Genomic DNA, 17636 nt, shown 5'->3' with positions numbered 1-17636 from the left:
GGTAGCGACAGTGGAAAACCTCATCGGATGGCTCGTCGCGGCGCCCCTGTTCGGCGCGGCCGTGCTGCTGTGCGGCGGCCGGCGGCTGGATCGCGTCGGGCACTGGCTGGGCACGCTGCTCTCCGCCGCCTCGTTCGCGATCGGCGTGCTGCTCTTCCTCGACATGCTGGGCGAGGACGAGCACCACCGCGCCATGCACCAGCACCTGTTCAGCTGGATTCCGGTCAGCGGCTTCCAGGCGGACGTCGCCTTCCAGCTCGACCAGTTGTCGATGACCTTCGTGTTGCTGATCACGGGGGTGGGCACGCTGATCCACCTCTACTCGATCGGCTACATGGAGCACGACGAGCGGCGGCGGCGCTTCTTCGGCTACCTGAACCTCTTCCTGGCGGCGATGCTGCTGCTGGTCATCGCCGACAACTACCTTCTGCTGTACGTCGGTTGGGAGGGCGTCGGCCTCGCCTCGTACCTGCTGATCGGCTTCTGGCAGCACAAGCCGAGCGCGGCGACGGCGGCCAAGAAGGCGTTCCTGGTCAACCGGGTCGGCGACGTCGGCCTCTCGATCGCGATCATGCTGATGTTCACCACGTTCGGGACCTTCGCGTTCGGGCCCGTCCTGGCGGCGAGCGGTGAGGCCGGCGAGGGCAAGCTGACCGCGATCGGGCTGATGCTGCTGCTCGCGGCCTGCGGCAAGTCGGCCCAGGTGCCGCTCCAGTCCTGGCTGGGCGACGCGATGGAGGGCCCGACCCCGGTCTCGGCCCTGATCCACGCCGCGACCATGGTCACCGCCGGCGTCTACCTGATCACCCGCTCTGGCGCGATCTTCAACGCGGCCCCGGACGCGCAGACCGCCGTGGTGACGGTCGGCGCGGTCACGCTGATCTTCGGTGCGATCGTCGGTTGCGCCAAGGACGACATCAAGAAGGCCCTGGCCGGCTCGACGATGTCGCAGATCGGCTACATGATCCTGGCCGCCGGCCTCGGCCCGATCGGCTACGTCTTCGCGATCATGCACCTGGTCACGCACGGCTTCTTCAAGGCCGGCCTCTTCCTCGGCGCGGGTTCCGTGATGCACGGGATGAACGACGAGGTGGACATGCGCAAGTACGGCGGCCTGCGGAAGTACATGCCGATCACCTTCGTCACCTTCGGCCTCGGCTACCTGGCGATCATCGGCTTCCCCGGCCTGTCCGGCTTCTTCTCCAAGGACAAGATCATCGAGGCGGCGTTCGCCAAGGGCGGCGTCGAGGGCTGGATCCTGGGCGGCACGGCCCTGTTGGGCGCGGCCATCACCGCGTACTACATGACCCGCGTGATGCTGCTGACCTTCTTCGGCGAGGAGCGCTGGCGCAGGGCGGCGACCCGTTCGCCGGAGGCGCCCAGCGCCGAGCCCGCCGCCGAGAGCCGTGGCGAGCACGCCGAGCCGCACCCGCACGAGTCGCCGAAGTCGATGACCATCCCGATGATCGTGCTGGCCTTCGGGTCGGTCTTCGCGGGCGGCCTGTTCAGCGTCGGTGACCGGTTCGTGCACTGGCTGGAGCCGGTCACCGGGCACGACCACGGCGACTCCCCGCTGAGCGCGACCACCGTCACGCTCTCCACGGTCGTCGTCCTCGTCGTCGGCGTCGCGCTGGCCTGGGCGCAGTACGGCCGCAAGCCGGTCCCGGTGGTCGCCCCGCGCGGCTCGCTGCTCACCCGGGCGGCCCGCCGTGACCTGCTCCAGGACGACTTCAACCACGTCGTCCTGGTCCGTGGCGGCGAGCACCTGACCCGCAGCCTGGTCTACGTCGACCACAAGCTGGTGGACGGCGTCGTCAACGGCACCGCGGCCTCGGTGGGCGGACTGTCCGGGCGGCTGCGGCGGCTGCAGAACGGCTACGCGCGCAGTTACGCGGTCTCGATGTTCGGCGGTGCGGCGGTCCTGATCGCCGCGACCCTGCTGATGAGGGCGGTCTGAGATGTCATTTCCCCTGTTGACGGCCACGGCCGTGGCGCCCGCTGTCGGCGCCGTCGCCGTCGCCGCCGTCCCGGCCGCCCAGCGCACCGCCGCCAAGTGGGTGGCCCTGCTGTTCTCGCTGGTCACCCTCGGCCTGGCGGCGGCCACGCTGGTGCGCTTCGACCCCGACAGCGCCGACCCGTACCAGCTCACCGAGTCGCACGCGTGGATCGCGGACTTCGGCGTGCGGTACGAACTGGGCGTGGACGGCATCGGGGTGGTGCTGGTCGGACTGACCGCGCTGCTCGTCCCGTTCGTGGTGCTCGCCGGCTGGCACGACGCCGACCCGCCGACCGGCGCGGCGGGCGAGGCGGCCGGACCGTCCGTCAGCCGTGGCCGGTGGCGCCCCACCCAGGGCTTCTTCGCGCTGATCCTGATGGTCGAGGCGATGGTGATCCTCTCCTTCGAGGCCACCGACGTCTTCCTGTTCTACGTCTTCTTCGAAGCCATGCTGATCCCGATGTACTTCCTGATCGGCGGCTTCGGGGACCGGGCCGGCCCGCACGGCGAGCAGGAGACCTCGACCCAGCGCAGCTACGCGGCGGTCAAGTTCCTCCTCTACAACCTGGCCGGTGGTCTGATCATGCTGGCCGCCGTCATCGGGCTGTACGCGGTCACCGCCGACGACCTGGGCAGCGGCACCTTCTCGCTCCAGGAGATCGCACAGGCCAGGGCGAGCGGCGAGCTGTCCATCTCGACCAACACCGAACGGCTGCTGTTCCTCGGCTTCTTCTTCGCCTTCGCCGTGAAGGCGCCGCTGTGGCCGCTGCACACCTGGCTGCCGAACGCGATGGGCGAGTCCACCGCGCCGGTGGCCGTGCTGATCACCGCCGTGGTCGACAAGGTCGGCACCTTCGCGATGCTCCGCTACTGCCTGCACCTCTTCCCGGAGGCCAGCAAGTGGGCCACCCCGGTGATCCTGGTGCTCGCCGTGATCAGCATCATCTACGGGGCGCTGCTCGCGGTCGGCCAGCGCGACATCAAGCGCCTGGTGGCGTACGCGTCGATCTCCCACTTCGGCTTCATCGTCCTGGGTATCTTCGCGATGACCAGCCAGGGCCAGAGCGGCGCGACGCTGTACATGGTCAACCACGGCATCTCCACGGCCGCCCTGATGCTGGTCGCCGGATTCCTGATCAGCCGGCGCGGCTCGCGGCTGATCGCCGACTACGGCGGCGTACAGAAGGTGGCCCCGGTGCTCGCGGGCACGTTCCTGATCGGCGGGCTGGCCACGCTGTCGCTGCCCGGACTCGCGCCGTTCGTCAGCGAGTTCCTGGTGCTGGTCGGCACGTTCAGCCGCTACCCGGCGATCGGTATCGTCGCCACCGTCGGCATCGTGCTCGCCGCGCTGTACGTGCTGGTCCTCTACCAGCGCACGATGACGGGGCCGGTCAAGGCGGGCGTGGAGAACATGCCCGACCTGCGGGCGCGCGAGCTGACCGTGGTGGTCCCGCTCATCGCGCTGCTGGTCTTCCTCGGCGTCTATCCCAAGCCGGTCACCGAGATGATCGACCCGGCCGTCGGCCACACGCTGTCCGTGGTCGACAAACAGGACCCCAAGCCCGACGTGCCCGTACGAGATGTGGAGGCCGCGAAGTGAGCGCCGTGGCAGATCCCGTAGCGGTCCACAGCCTGTGGACCATGGCGGCCGAGTCGCCGGACAAGTTCAAGGCGCCCGATATCGAGTACGGCCAGCTCTCGCCGACGCTGATCATCATCGGCGCGGCCGTCGTGGGCGTGCTCATCGAGGCGCTGGTGCCCCGCAAGGCGCGTTACGGCGTGCAGGTGTTCACCAGCGTCATCGGCATCGCCGCCGCCTTCGCGGCCGTCATCGGTCTCGCCGTCGGCGACTACGGCACGAGCAAGGCGCGGGTCGCGGCCGAGGGCGCCATCGCGGTGGACGGGCCGGCGCTCTTCCTCCAGGGCACCATCCTGCTGGTCTCGCTGGTCGCGGTCTTCACCTTCGCCGAACGCCGGCTCGATCCGGTGGCCCACGGCAACCGGGTGGACTCCTTCGCCGCCCAGGCCGCCGCCGTGCCCGGCGGGGACGCGGAGAAAGCGGCCACGAAAGCCGGCTTCACCACCACCGAGGTCTTCCCGCTGCTGCTGTTCGCCGTCGGCGGCATGCTGGTCTTCACCTCGGCGAACGACCTGCTGACGTTGTTCATCGCGCTTGAGGTGTTCTCGCTGCCGCTGTACGTGCTGTGCGCGCTCGCCCGCCGCCAGCGGCTGATGTCCCAGGAGGCGGCGGTCAAGTACTTCCTCCTCGGGGCGTTCTCCTCGGCCTTCTTCCTGTTCGGCATCGCCCTGCTGTACGGGTACGCGGGCTCGGTCACCTACGGCCGGATCGCCGACGTGGTGGACGGCGAGGTCGCCGACATCACCCCGGCCCTCGCGCAGACGATGGGCAACGACGCGCTGCTGCTGATCGGCGGCGCCATGGTGCTGATGGGCCTGCTGTTCAAGATCGGCGCGGTGCCGTTCCACATGTGGACCCCCGACGTCTACCAGGGCGCGCCGACCCCGGTCACCGGCTTCATGGCGGCGGCCACCAAGGTCGCCGCGTTCGGCGCGCTGCTGCGCCTGCTGTACGTGGTGCTGCCGGGGCTGCGCTGGGACTGGCGGCCGGTGATGTGGGGCGTCGCGATCGTCACGATGCTGGCCGGCGCGATCGTCGCGGTCACCCAGACCGACGTGAAGCGGCTGTTGGCGTACTCCTCGATCGCCCACGCGGGCTTCATCCTGGCCGGTGTCATCGCCACCAACGAACAGGGCGTCTCCTCCGTCCTCTTCTACCTGGCGACGTACTCCTTCGTGACGCTGGGCGCGTTCGCGGTGGTCACGCTGGTGCGCGACGCCGGCGGCGAGGCGACGCACCTGTCGAAGTGGGCCGGTCTCGGGCGGCGTTCGCCGCTGGTCGGCGCGGTCTTCGCGGTCTTCCTGCTGGCCTTCGCCGGCATTCCGCTGACCTCCGGTTTCGCCGGCAAGTTCGCGGTCTTCAAGGCGGCGGCCGAGGGTGGCGCGGGCGCTCTGGTGGTGGTCGGCGTCATCTCGTCGGCGATCGCCGCGTTCTTCTACATCCGCGTCATCGTGCTGATGTTCTTCAGCGAGCCGCGCGCGGACGGCCCCACCGTCGCCGTGCCCAGCGTGCTGACCTCGTCGGCCATCGCGATCGGTGTCGTGGTGACGCTGGTGCTGGGCATCGCTCCGCAGTACTTCCTGGAACTGGCGGGTGACGCCGGCGTCTTCGTGCGCTAGCCGCCACCGGCCCGCACCCCGGGCGGGAAGCGACGGGGAGCGGGCGGGCGGCGGACCCGTCAGGACGCCGACCACACGGCGTACGGCTTGGGCCCGGTCCCTCACATCGAGGGGCCGGGCCCAGGGCGTTGTACGGGGCGCGGTACGGGGGCCGGCCAGGTCGGGGGCGCGGGGCGCCCGGCCCGGCCGGTGTGTGGGCGGCGGGTCAGCCGCCGAGGCCGCCGGTGTTCTTCAGGTCGTCCAACTCGCCGCCGAGGTCCGGGAGGCCGGAGGGGGTCGGGATGGTGGTGTCGCCGGCCTTGGCCGGGAAGAGGACGTCGTCCTCGGAGAGGGCGTCCCAGTCGACGGTCAGGCTGCCGTCGGCGTTCGGGGTGACCTTGCCCATGGTGCGGTCGGTGTTGCCGTCGGGGCACTTGAGCATCAGCGTGTTCTGCTGGTAGGCGCCGGTGCAGGTGTGCGGGCCGGCCAGGAACGCGGTCTTGTCCTTGACCCCGAGGACGATGCGCTGGCCGCCGCCGGTGTCCTTGCTCAGGTACGTCCCCTCGACCTTCGCGCTGGTCCCGTCCCCGTCGGCGGGGGCGTCGCTCGGCTTCCGCTCGGCCCCCGTGGGTGGCTGCTTCGCCTTGTCGCCGTCCTTGCCCCCGTCGCTGTCGCTGCCGCACCCCGTGACGAGCAGGGCGGCGAGGACCGACGCGCCAGCGATCGTGGCTGCCTTGCGCACGCGCTTCTCCATCCGTTTCGACCGCCCCGCACTCCGGGCCGGCCGCTGTTTTTGGTCAGGAGCCTGACAACGTAGCAGTTGGGGAGGGCGGGGCCGGGCGGGCCCGCGGCGGGCTTGGGTTGTGTCGGGTCGCGCGGGTTCGTGCCGGGTGGGGGAGCCGTGCCCGTGGGGGCGTCGGGGTCGACGGGCCCGGGGTGGCGCGGCGGCGGTGACCGCCGCCGGCGGCCCGGCCGGCCGGTGAGGTGGGCTCAGCGGCCGGCGGGGCGTGGCTAGCGGCCGGTGACGCGGCCGGTGACCTCGCCCAGTCCGACGCGTACGCCGTCGGCGCCGGGCGCCCAGGCCGTGAGCGTCACCTCGTCGCCGTCCTCCAGGAACGCCCGCTCGCCCGTGGGCAGTTTCAACGGGTCGCGGCCGGACCAGGTCAGTTCGAGCAGGCTGCCGCGCTCCCCGGCCTCGGGGCCGCTGACGGTGCCGGACGCGAACAGGTCACCGGTGCGCAGGCTGGCGCCGTTGACCGTCATGTGCGCGAGCTGCTGCGCCGCCGTCCAGTACATGGCCGAGAACGGCGGGTGCGCGATGACGTGCCCGTTGAGCGCGACCTCTATGTGGATGTCGAATCCGCCCGGCTCCGCGGCGGCCGAGTCGTCCAGGTACGGCTGCAGCGGAACGTCCCGCCGCGGCGGCGCCGTGCGGGCGTGCGCGAGCGCGTCCAGCGGGGTCACCCAGGCCGAGACGGAGGTGGCGAAGGACTTGCCGAGGAAGGGGCCGAGCGGCACGTACTCCCACGCCTGGATGTCGCGCGCCGACCAGTCGTTGAGCAGCGTGACGCCGAAGACGTGGTCGGCGAAGGAGTCCAGCGGCACCGGTTCGCCCAGCGTGGACGGGGTGCCGACGACGAAGCCCACCTCGGCCTCGATGTCCAGCCGTCGCGAGGGTCCGAAGGTGGGGGCCTCGTCGGCGGGCGCCTTGCGCTGTCCCGAGGGCCGCACGACCGGCGTGCCGCTGACCACGATGGTGCCGGCGCGGCCGTGGTAACCGATCGGCAGGTGCTTCCAGTTGGGGGTGAGCGGCTCGGTGTGGGGCCGGAAGATCTGGCCGACGTTGCTGGCGTGGTGCTCGCTGGCGTAGAAGTCGACGTAGTCGGCCACCTCGTACGGAAGGTGGAGCGCGACGTCGGCCAGCGGGAGCAGCAGCGGCTCGACGGTGGCGCGCGACGCCGGGTCGGTGAGCGCGCCGACCAGCTCCGCGCGGACGGCCGTCCAGACGGCGCGACCGGCGGCGAGCAGCGGGTTGAGGGTGCCGGCGGAGAGCACGGCGGCGTGGGCGGAACCGGTCGCCTCGGCCAGCGCGGGCACATCCAGGACGTACGCGCCGTACCGGACACCGATACGCCGCCGCTGCGGCTCGTCGGAGGTGGTGAAGACGCCGTACGGCAGGTTGTGCGGACCGAAGGGGTCGCCTTCGGCCAGGTCGAGCGGGCTGTGCTGGGGCATGGGTACTGCCTCGCCTTCTCCTCGTCTGCAAGCTGGCAGGCGACAGACTACGTCGTGGGCACGCGGGTTGAGGGGGCTCGGAGGGGCGTTCCCGTACGAGGATCTGTCCGTATAGCGGACATGTGGTTCGCCATATCGGTGTTCTCACGTCGTATTTCGGAATATGGGCCCCGGATTCCGGGACACGCGCGGCGGGCTCTCGACGAGGGGCCCTGGCCCACGGGCGGTCCGCCAGGCCGGCAGTTGGTCGACCAACTCCCTGGCCAGGCCGCGCGCGGGGCCCGTGGTGGCCAGCGACGTCGGCGCGCGCCGGGACCGCGCCCAGGCCCAACGCCTCGGGCGGGTGCGCGTCGTCCAGCCAGGCGGCGGGGCGGGCGCCGGCGAACGCGTCGATGGCGGGCACCTTTCGCGCGGGGGCGAACGATGCGGGTGGGAAGCGGGCGCGGCGGGCCGGCGCGGGTGTGAGGGGGGTGTTCGCCTCGTTCTCCCAACCCGTCGCCCAGGCCAGCTCGTACACCGGCCCCGGCTCCGCGAGCCGGGGCCGGTGCGCCGCGCCCCGGCGTACCGGCGGCTCCCCGCCCGGAAAGAACGCGCGCTCGCGACAGCCCTCGGGGCAGCCGTCGGCCGCGAAGGGGTTCCACACCCCGTCGACGACCAGCGGGAGAAACGGTCGCGGGCCGCGCGTCACGGCGGCTGCCGGCGAGCTCCGCCCTCCCCCGCGTGCCCTGCGGACAGCGAACCGGATGGTCGGAGGGGCGGGGGAGCCCGGACGCCGGGGGCGGTGCCCGTGGCGTCGGCGCCGGACCTCGCCGACGCGGTGTCGGGGGCGCGGGTGGGGTGGTCGGTCGTGCGGTCTCCTCTCCGGGGGTGGGGTGGCGGGTCATCCCACCCCCGGAGTGAGGCCCCGGTGGTCCGGGTAGGTCGCTGCCGCGTCCCTCGGTCCGGTGACGCGGGGGCAGCCGTGGTGCGGGTGAGCTTGGGGTGGCGCTGGTGACTGGTGGCGCCCCGGGCGGCGGCCGACGCGGGGCGGTCGTACGGGTGGGTGGCGGGGCCGTCCGGGAGGGGTGTTGGGGGACGCGGCCGTCGCGAGCTCGCGAGGGAGGGGTATGGGCGGGGGTTGGCGTGCGCGCTGTCGGGAAGGCGCCCAGCACACACGGTGCGTACGAGGGGGAGGGGATGCGCGGGGACCTACGGGGTGCGCGCGACGCACGGGACGTACGGGATGTGCAGGGCGTACGTGTCACGAGGGCCGGGCCGGCCGCCTCTCCGGCGCCTTCCGGTTACGGGGCCGCGCGCGTGCCCGGCCGCCCCGTGCCGAGCCGGTCGGCGTACGGCCCGGCCGGCCTGACGGCGGGGCCGGCCGCGTGGACGGGAGGGGGCCGGCGGAGTGGGCGTCACCCGCCGGAAACCCGCCCGTCGTGCCGACGCCCACGCGCGGACCAGGGCATACACGGACGCACCCGGCGGCCGACGTGACTGGTCGGCGCGGAGCGACGGGCGCTTCGGGGCGAGCCTCGGCCGGGAAGGCGCTCACGGTGATCGATACGCGACCGGATACGCTTCCTCGTGGTGGAGACAGCGACACATCGACATTCCACGCGATCGTAGGCAGACAGGAGTACCTCTCGTGACCGTCGTCGGGCCCCTTGGGCTGACCGTGCGGGACCAGGCTCTGGAAGCCGATACCCAAGCCGGGTTGGCCGCCGTCGAGGAGGGCCTGCTGGCGGCTACCAAGAGCGACGTCCCGTTCATCACGGAGGCCGCCCAACACCTGGTGCGCGCCGGCGGCAAGCGGTTCCGGCCGCTCCTGGTGCTGCTGGCCGCGCAGTTCGGGGACCCGAACGCGCCGGGTGTCGTCCCGTCGGCCGTCGTCGTCGAACTGACCCACCTGGCGACGCTCTACCACGACGACGTGATGGACGAGGCCGACGTACGACGCGGCGTGGAAAGCGCCAACAACCGCTGGGGTAACTCGCTGGCCGTCCTGACCGGCGACTTCCTCTTCGCCCGCGCCTCGCACATCCTGGCCGACCTGGGCCCGGAGGCGGTCCGTATCCAGGCCGAGGCGTTCGAACGCCTGGTGACCGGCCAGATCCTGGAGACCGCCGGACCGCGCGACGGCCGCGACCCGATCGATCACTACCTCGACGTCCTCGCCGGCAAGACCGGCTCGCTGGTCGCCGTCGCGGGCCGGCTGGGCGCGATGCTGTCGGGCGCCGACGAGCGCGTCATCAACGTGCTGACCCAGTACGGGGAGCGCCTGGGCATCGCGTTCCAGCTCGCCGACGACGTCCTGGACATCGCGAGCGACTCGCACGAGTCGGGCAAGACCCCCGGCACGGACCTGCGCGAGGGCATCGCGACCCTCCCGGTGCTCCACCTGCGCGCCCAGGCGCGAGCCACCGGCGCGGCGGCCGACCAGGAGCTGTGCGCCCTGCTCGACGGCGACCTGACGGACGACGAACGGCACGCCGAGGCACTGCGCCGGCTGCGCGCCCACCCCGCCCTTGAGCAGGCACGACGCGACACGCTCCGGTACGCGGCGGAGGCGCGGGCCATGCTGGCCCCGCTGCCCGTGGGCGCGGCTCGCGCGGCGCTTGAGGGGCTGTGCGACGCGGTGGTCCACCGCGCGGGCTGAGGGCTGACGCCTCACGACGGGCGGTCGCGGTCCGGTCTCTGGTTCTCTGGTTCTCTGGTCCTTGGTTCGCTCCGTGACCTGGCCTCGCGGCGGGTGGTCGTGGTCGGGCCGCTGCTGGGTGGCCTCCGGCCGGGTGGCGTGGTGGGGCCGCGTGACCGCCCGGGGGTGCGTCCGCGAGGTGGCACCGCGTGGTGGGCCGCTGGGCGATGGCTGTGGGTGTGGTGGGCGGCTTGGTCGGGCGGTGACTCGGCTGGGGCTTGGCTGTGGCTGAGCGGCTGGGTGCCCGAGCGCCTGGGCACCCGGGCGGTCGTGTGCCTGTGCGGGGCGGTCGTGTGGGGCGCCTTGCTGACCGCGTGGCGGATCGCATGACTGGCCCGCTGGCCCGCCGGCCCTGATTGGCGGGCATTTCCGTGTAGTGGGCCGGTTGCTGGCTGGTCGCGGGGTGGGTTGGACGTGTGGTGGGTCGGTGAGCTGGCCGGGCGGGCGGTGACCGTTGGCCTGGTGACGGGCCGACTGGGTGGTGCCGGGCGGGCCGGGCCGGCTGGCGGCGGGGGTTCGCGCCGTGAGCGGGCTGTTCGCGCCACGCGGAGACCGGCGGATCGTGGGGTGCGGTGGGGGTCTCCGTCGAGTGGCGGTGTCGGTGTCGGTGTGCTGGCGGTAGAGGGTCGTCGACCTCCGACCGGCCTCGCGCGCTCGGAGCGGCGAGAGTTCCCGTACCGGCCCTGGTCTTGTCCCCGAGAACCCTGGACTTTCGGCATAGGGGTGTCATCCCGCAGGGGTACGGGGAGTTGCTCCTGCGGGGGGACGCCAGGTGGCGGCGGTTTTGATGGGATGGAGAAGCCACCGCACGGCGGATCGGGTCACAATGAACCCGAGGGTGGACGAGTGCGACGTTGATGGACCGCCGGGCGACGACGGAGGTAGAGCACACATGGCACGTACCCGATCGACAGAGGCCACGGGCGAGTGGGACGACGAGCGCCCCGCGCGACGGCACAAAGCCGCGCGGTACGCCGTCCCGGTCGCGGTGGCGGGGGTGGCGGCGGCGACGATCGGGCTGGTCCCGGCGCTGGCCAGCACCGGTGACCCCGACCTGCCGAAGATCACGGCTGAGGAACTGATAGCGAAGATCGCCGAATCGGACACCCAGCAGCTGTCCGGCTCGGTCAAGATCAGCACTGACCTGGGCATTCCCGGCCTCTCGGCCAGCTCGGCGCTGGGTGGGATGGGTGGCGGCCACGACAGCGGGGACGGCGACGCGTCCTCCGCCGCTCCGCTGTCCAAGCTCCCCGAGCTGGCGGCGGGCTCGCACACGCTGCGCATCGCGGCGGACGGCCCCGACAAGCAGCGCGTCTCGATCATCGAGGACGCCGCCGAGTACAGCCTGATCCACAACGGTGACCAGGTGTGGGCGTACGACAGCGGCAGCAATTCGGTCTACCACGCGACGGCTCCCGCGCAGGACCGGTCCCACGGCAAGGGCAAGCAGGCGGAGCGACTGCCGAAGGACCTGGTCGACATCACTCCGCAGGAGCTGGCGAAGCGGGTCCTCACCGAGGCCGACAAGACGACCTCGGTGACGGTGGACGGCACGGCGAAGGTCGCCGGGCGCGACGCGTACCAGCTCAAGCTGACGCCCAAGGGCGACAGCACGATCGGCTCCATCCGGATCGCCGTGGACGCGGACAACGGTGTCCCGCTCAAGTTCACGCTCGACCCCAGGAGCGGTGGCAAGGCCGCCATCGACGTGGGCTTCACCAAGGTCAGCTTTGACGCGCCGAAGGCGAGCACCTTCGACTTCACGCCGCCCAAGGGCGCGAAGGTCACCGAGGACAAGGACCTGGACCGCAAGGCCGGGAAGTCCGCCGAGCACCAGGAGCTGGGCGCCGACGACCTGTCCGGCCTGAACGTGATCGGTGAGGGCTGGGGTTCGGTCGCCAAGCTCAAGCTGCCCGGCGGTCTGTCCGCCGGCCCGCAGGGCGACAGCGACGAGTCCGCCGCCGCCCAGCAGTTCCTCGACAAGCTCGGCGACAAGGTCAAGGGCGACTTCGGATCCGGCACGGTGTTCAGCACCCGCCTGGTCAACGCCCTGCTGACGGACGACGGCACCGTCTACGTCGGCGCGGTCGGCAAGGAAACGCTGATCGACGCCGCCAACGCGGGCAAGTAGCGCAGCGTCCCCACGGCCCCGACGGCCGCCCCCGCCACCCCCGCCCGCGGGGGCGGCGGGAACCGCCCGGGGCGGTGGGGCCGAGCTTCCCGCCGCCACCCGTGCGCCCGCCCGCGCGCGGGTGGCGGTGCGTGTACGGGGGGTGGCGCGTCGGGTGGGCCAGCGTCAGCGGGGACGCGGGCGCCGCGCCCGCGACCTTGGCCCGCGATTTCCGCCCGCCGCCGAGGCCCGGCCACCGGCCGTCCGACGCCGCGCGGCCCGAGGGGCGTCACCGCACGGCGTCGCCCCATCAGGACGGGCTCCGGGGCCGTTGGGCACTCTCGCCGACGCGGTCGCCTGACCCGAGGAGGCCCGCGCCGGAACGGCGCCCTCGATCGGTCGAGGAGGGCCCGGCGGCGCGAGGGCCTGATGGACGGCCCCGGCCGTGGCGGCTCCGGCCGCGCCGTAACCGGTTGGCTGGGCGCCTGCCGCCGCCGCGCGGCAGCCCCCGACCCCGTACGCCGTACGCCGGAGCCCACCGGATGCCGTCGTACGAGACATGCTGGGCACCAGGGTCATGGCCCAGGGCACGTGGGGAATACGCACCGCAGGGCGGCCGGGTGCTGGATGCCGGCCGGGCCGGCCGCGCCTGGGTGGCGGGTGTCGTACGAGGCGGCTCCGCCCGTAGCGCGACGTACGGCCGCGAGGCTCGCCCCGTGTCGAGGCGCGACATGGTCGACGGCGGCGGGGTGGGCCGTACGGGGGACGCGGGCGCGGAGGCGCTCGAACGGCCGAGGACTCGGCGCCCGTGCGTGAGCCACCGCCCGCGTGGGTCGTGCGAGGGGGCAGGGGACGAGGGGCCGGGGCGTAGCCGAGGGTCGCTCAGCCGTAGCCGAGGGTTGCTCGGCGCGGCAGCCGACGCGGTCCGCGGCGGGGGCGGCCGTCCGCGCCGGGATGCGATGCGGGCGCGGGCGCGGTGGGGAGGTGCGTGACGCGGGCCCCGTGGTTCCCGGAAGCTGTCCGTGACACCTGTGACACCTGTGGCACCTGTGGCACCCGTGCCGCGCGGGTCCGTTGCTGGGCGCGCTCGTACGTCGGTGGCTTCGGGCGTCGCTCGTGGTGCCGGTCGCTCGTGGTTCCGTATGGCGCGGATCCCGGCCCGCGTCGGGTGCGTGCCGTGGGGCAGACGTGGGGTGGCGGCACGGTGTCCGCGAGGCAGGGCGAGGCGGGGCGAAGCAGGGCGATGGGTAAGCGGGCGGGCGGCGTGGGGGGTGGTGGTCGGCGGGCGCACGGTGTGGGGTTGGTGCGTGCGGGAGCGTCGACCGCTGCTGGTTCGTTTTCGTTTCGGATCGACTTCGGTCGCGCCGTGCACACGGAATGCTGGGAAGGGTCGAGTGAGGACCGGATGATGAAGGGGGAGCCTGTGGACGAGCCGTCCGCCGGATCGACGCCCGCGGTGGAGACGCGCGGGCTCACGAAGCGGTACCGGGGTGGGCAGCTCGCCGTGGACGGGCTCGACCTGCTCGTGCCGCGCGGCAGCGTCTTCGGCTTCCTCGGGCCCAACGGCTCGGGGAAGACGACCACCATCCGGATGCTGATGGGCCTGATCGAACCATCGTCGGGCGGCGCCCGGCTGCTCGGCTCGTCCATGCCGCGCGCTTCCCGCCAGGTGCTGCCCAAGGTCGGTGCGCTGATCGAGGGCCCCGCTCTGTACGGGTTCCTCACCGGCCGCGACAACCTCGTCCGCTACGACGCCGCCGACCCGACCGCTGATCCCCGCACGCGCGCCGCCCGCGTCGGCGCGGCCCTGGACCGGGTGGGTCTGACGGCCGCGTCGGCCAAGAAGGCCCGCGCGTACTCGCTCGGCATGAAGCAGCGCCTCGGCCTCGCCGCCGCGCTGCTCCAGCCGCGCGAACTGCTCATCCTGGATGAGCCGACCAACGGTCTCGACCCGCAGGGCATGCGCGAGATCCGCACCCTGGTGCGCGAACTGGCCGACGACGGCATCACCGTCTTCCTCTCCTCGCACCTGCTCGACGAGATCGAGCAGGTGTGCACGCATGCGGCCGTGATGGCCCAGGGGCGTCTGATCACCCAGGGCACGGTCGCCGAACTCGCGGCCGGAACGCGTGGTCGTCTCGCCGTCACCACCCCCGACACGGCGGAAGCGGTCCACGTCCTTGAGGAGTACGGCGTGACGGACCTCGCCGTCACGGCGGACCGGATCACCGGCGAGCCACCGGCCGCGCGGACTCCGGACGGCGCGCCCGTGGACCTCGCCGACCTGAACGCCGCCCTCGTCCGGGCCGGCGTACGCGTAAGGGGATTCGGCACGGAACGGGCCTCGCTGGAAGACGCGTTCGTCGCACTGACCGGGGAGGGCTTCGATGTCGCGGGCTGAGCGGGCGGAAGAGTCCGCGCGTGCTGAGCGGGGAGAAGAGTCCGCGCGGGCTGGCGGGGATGGTGGGGCCGACGAGGTGGGTGGTGTCGACAGCACCGGTGGTACCGATAGTGCCGGTGGTACCGATAGTGCCGGTGGTATCGACAACGCCGACGGAGCCGGCTGGGCCGCCGAGGGGCGCCCCCGTCGCGCCTCCGGCCAGGTCGCAGGCGCCGAGGAGCCCCCGGCAGCCGGGGCCGGGGCCGGGCGAGCCGAGCGCGTCGGGCCGGCCGACGACTCGCGTCCCACGACCGGGGCGCGGCCGACCCGGCGAGCCGAACAGGGCGCGGAGCCCCCGTCACAGGCCGAACCACACGAAGCGGAGCCGAACGCCGTGACCAGCCCCGACGGGGCCGGCCCGGGCCCGCTCCGCGCCAACGGCTCCGCACCACACCAGAAGCCGACCCCGTCGGGCGGCCAACCGCCGACCCGGACGGGGGCGCCCTCGGAATCCCCGGAGCAGGCCTGGCCGGGAGACCAGTCCTCGGGCCAGGTGCCGATCCACGAGCGACACCCCACGCCACCCGGCCCCACCTCGGAATCCGGTCCGGCCCGCGACTCGACCTCGACTCCGGTGTCGGCCTCGCCAGGCGCCCCCGCACCCGAGACGGCCACGGAAGTCGACCGGGCCACGGGCGGGGACGTCGACGGGGCGCGGGAATCCGCCGCGGCGCGACCGCTCGCGTCGGACGAGGGGCGAAAGCCCGGAACGGAACAGGTGGCTGGCGCCATGGGCACGACCGGTTCGACGGGAGAACCACACACCAACGCGGTACGGGCCGCGCCAACCCGCCCCGCCGAGGCGGCCAGCCCCGAGGTGGCCAGCCCCGAGTCCCTGACCGTGTCGCCGCGTGTCACCCGGCCCGGCGACCGGGGGACGGAAGGGCTCGCCGTCGTGCCCCGGGGCGGCGGCGCGGCGGCGGTCCCCCGCGGCCCGAGCGCGCTGTGGTCCCTGGCCCTCTTCCGTAGCGAACTGGGCATCACCTTCCGCCGCTGGCGCACCATCGCCCTGCTCGCGGTACTGGCCGCGGTGCCGATCCTGGTCGGCATCGCCGTGAAGATCGAAACGAGCGACGGCGGTACGATCGGCGACGGTGGCGGCGGCAACGGTGAGGGTCCCGCCTTCCTCACCCAGGTCACCAACAACGGCATCTTCCTCGTCTTCGCCTCCCTCGCCGCGACCCTGCCGGTGTTCCTACCGATGGCCATCGGCGTGATCGCGGGCGACTCCATCGCCGGCGAGGCGAGCGCGGGCACGCTGCGGTACCTCCTCGTCGCCCCGGCCGGCCGCACCCGTCTCCTGCTGGCCAAGTACGCCGCGACGCTGGTCTTCTGTCTGGTCGCCACGATGGCGGTGGCCCTGGTCGCGCTGGGCGTCGGGGCGTTGCTCTTCCCCCTGGGCGACGTCACCCTGATCTCCGGTACGCGCATCTCCTTCGCCGAGGGGATGACGCGGGCGGCGGCCGTCGGGGGAGTGGTCGCACTCTCGCTGGTCGGCATGGCCGCGCTCGGCCTGTTCATCTCGACGCTCACCAACAGCGGCATCGCGGCGATGGCCGCCACGGTCGGACTGCTCATCACGGTGCAGATCGTGGACAGCATCCCCCAGTTGCACATGATCCACCCGTACCTCTTCTCCCACTACTGGCTCAGCTTCGCCGACCTCCTACGCGACCCGATCTACTGGGACGAGATCATCAAGAACCTCGGCCTCCAGGGCCTCTACCTGGCCGTCTTCGGCTCGGCCGCCTGGGCCCGATTCACCGCGCGGGACATCACGGCCTGACGCGCCGCCATATCCCCCTTACCGCATCCCACCTGCCACGTTCGTCCCGCCCTGGGCCCCGTCCTGCCCCGTCCCGCACCGCCGTCCGTCTCCGGTGCGGGGCGCCGGCGTGGTGGCGTCGTCCTACCCGCCCGGCCGGTGTGCCGGCTCCGCGCGGTGACCGGCTGTGGCGCGCCGGTGCACTGGCCCGACGCGACGCGGCGGCTCCGCGCGGTGACCCCGCGCGGTGCCCGCGTGCGACGGTTCACGAGACGGGTCAGCGCGCGACCGACACGAGGAGTCAGCCGCGCCGGAACCGGCGAGACGACCCGGCACACCAGGTCTCCGACCAGCGTGGCCACGGCGCCAACCCCAGCCCGACCGGTCCCCCAACGCTCGCTGCTCGTCACCCCCTACCCGCACCTCGACCCCCTGCTCCCGCTCCCGCCCCTGCTCCAGCCTCGGCCCCAGCTCCGGTATCCGACCCCAGCTCCCGTCCCGACCCGGATCTTGCCCCCTGCCGAGGCCCTGCCTCGGCTCCGCCCCTGGCCTCGTGGCCGTGTGGCCTCGGTCCTCCCGCTTCCGACCTTGACCTTGGCCCCGCTCACGGCCGTTGCTCCGGCCTTGCCCCTGACCTCGGCCGCTACTCGGGCCTTGACCTTGACGTTGGCCCTCGCGTTCGACCGCTGCGCCGGCATGTCGGTGGCGGCGGACCGACACGGGTGGCGTACGGCGTGCCGCACGCACAGCCGGGCCCCGGCACGACACCGACACCGCACGCCAGCACCAGGCCCGCGCCACGCCGCTCCTCCCCGCACGATGTCGAACTCCGGACCCAGCGGTACCGGGGTGGCCAGGACGGCCCGGAACCCGCGTTCGTGTCGCGGCGTCGCGAGTGGCTCCGCCCAGGTCGCGGCGCCCAACTCGCGGACATGGGCATCCCGTACCCCGCCTGGCTGACCTGCGTCGACCGGTCACGGTGGCGGTGGCGGGCGACCGGTAGCCGATGCCCGGTGCGCCAGCTCCCTCGGCGCGCGGCCTCACAGCGAGCCGGCCCCTGACGGGCCCCGCCGGCCGGGGGGGGGGGGGGGGGGGGGGGGGGGGGGACGGGCGAGGGGGCCGCCGCCCCCCGCAGCGGCGCCACCCCACCCACCCCACCCCCAGGAGGCACGAGAC

At 73.1% G+C, this 17636-nt stretch carries 9 protein-coding genes; 7 read left to right on the top strand and 2 right to left on the bottom strand.

Annotated elements, in window-relative coordinates; translation table 11 throughout:
• Positions 1-10: 10 nt before the first annotated feature.
• Genes nuoL through nuoN form a run of 3 tightly spaced genes read left to right on the top strand, consistent with a single transcriptional unit; the run spans position 11 to position 5254 of the window.
• Positions 11-1957, top strand: a complete 1947-nt coding sequence (gene nuoL / locus ACFVFR_RS15775) for an NADH-quinone oxidoreductase subunit L (protein ID WP_383701731.1) — start codon at positions 11-13, stop codon at positions 1955-1957.
• Between the two features lies 1 nt (position 1958).
• A complete protein-coding gene (locus tag ACFVFR_RS15770; RefSeq protein WP_383701729.1) occupies positions 1959-3596 on the top strand; it encodes an NADH-quinone oxidoreductase subunit M in 1638 nt (545 codons plus the stop codon).
• A gap of 41 nt (positions 3597-3637) precedes the next feature.
• The gene (gene nuoN, locus ACFVFR_RS15765; RefSeq protein WP_383701957.1) at positions 3638-5254 is read left to right on the top strand and encodes an NADH-quinone oxidoreductase subunit NuoN; all 1617 of its coding nucleotides are present in this window, start codon (positions 3638-3640) and stop codon (positions 5252-5254) included.
• 205 nt (positions 5255-5459) lie between these two features.
• Here the strand turns inward: nuoN and ACFVFR_RS15760 are convergent, their stop codons facing one another.
• Together ACFVFR_RS15760 and fahA are read right to left on the bottom strand one after the other, a co-directional pair.
• Complete coding sequence (locus tag ACFVFR_RS15760; protein WP_383701727.1) at positions 5460-5975, bottom strand: hypothetical protein; 516 nt, start codon at positions 5973-5975, stop codon at positions 5460-5462.
• A gap of 269 nt (positions 5976-6244) precedes the next feature.
• Positions 6245-7468, bottom strand: coding sequence for a fumarylacetoacetase (fahA, locus tag ACFVFR_RS15755; RefSeq protein ID WP_383701725.1), 1224 nt, complete (start codon positions 7466-7468; stop codon positions 6245-6247).
• Between the two features lie 1627 nt (positions 7469-9095).
• On the opposite strand from fahA, the gene ACFVFR_RS15750 reads away from it, so the two are divergent.
• The 4 genes from ACFVFR_RS15750 to ACFVFR_RS15735 all read left to right on the top strand — a co-directional run bounded on the left by ACFVFR_RS15750 (position 9096) and on the right by ACFVFR_RS15735 (position 16481).
• Complete coding sequence (locus tag ACFVFR_RS15750; RefSeq protein WP_383701723.1) at positions 9096-10106, top strand: polyprenyl synthetase family protein; 1011 nt, start codon at positions 9096-9098, stop codon at positions 10104-10106.
• A gap of 931 nt (positions 10107-11037) precedes the next feature.
• The gene (locus tag ACFVFR_RS15745) at positions 11038-12276 is read left to right on the top strand and encodes an outer membrane lipoprotein carrier protein LolA (RefSeq protein ID WP_383701720.1); all 1239 of its coding nucleotides are present in this window, start codon (positions 11038-11040) and stop codon (positions 12274-12276) included.
• A 1384-nt stretch (positions 12277-13660) separates the two neighbouring features.
• Positions 13661-14656, top strand: coding sequence for an ABC transporter ATP-binding protein (locus ACFVFR_RS15740; protein ID WP_383701718.1), 996 nt, complete (start codon positions 13661-13663; stop codon positions 14654-14656).
• A 769-nt stretch (positions 14657-15425) separates the two neighbouring features.
• Positions 15426-16481 (top strand): ABC transporter permease, encoded by a 1056-nt coding sequence (locus ACFVFR_RS15735; protein WP_383701716.1) that lies wholly within the window; start codon positions 15426-15428, stop codon positions 16479-16481.
• The last annotated feature ends 1155 nt before the right edge of the window (positions 16482-17636 follow it).

The organism is Streptomyces sp. NPDC057702, from assembly GCF_042799315.1.
In the GTDB taxonomy this organism is placed as follows: Bacteria; Actinomycetota; Actinomycetes; order Streptomycetales; family Streptomycetaceae; genus Streptomyces.
Note: the sequence above shows the minus strand (reverse complement) of the source record. Positions and strands in the feature narration are given on the sequence as shown.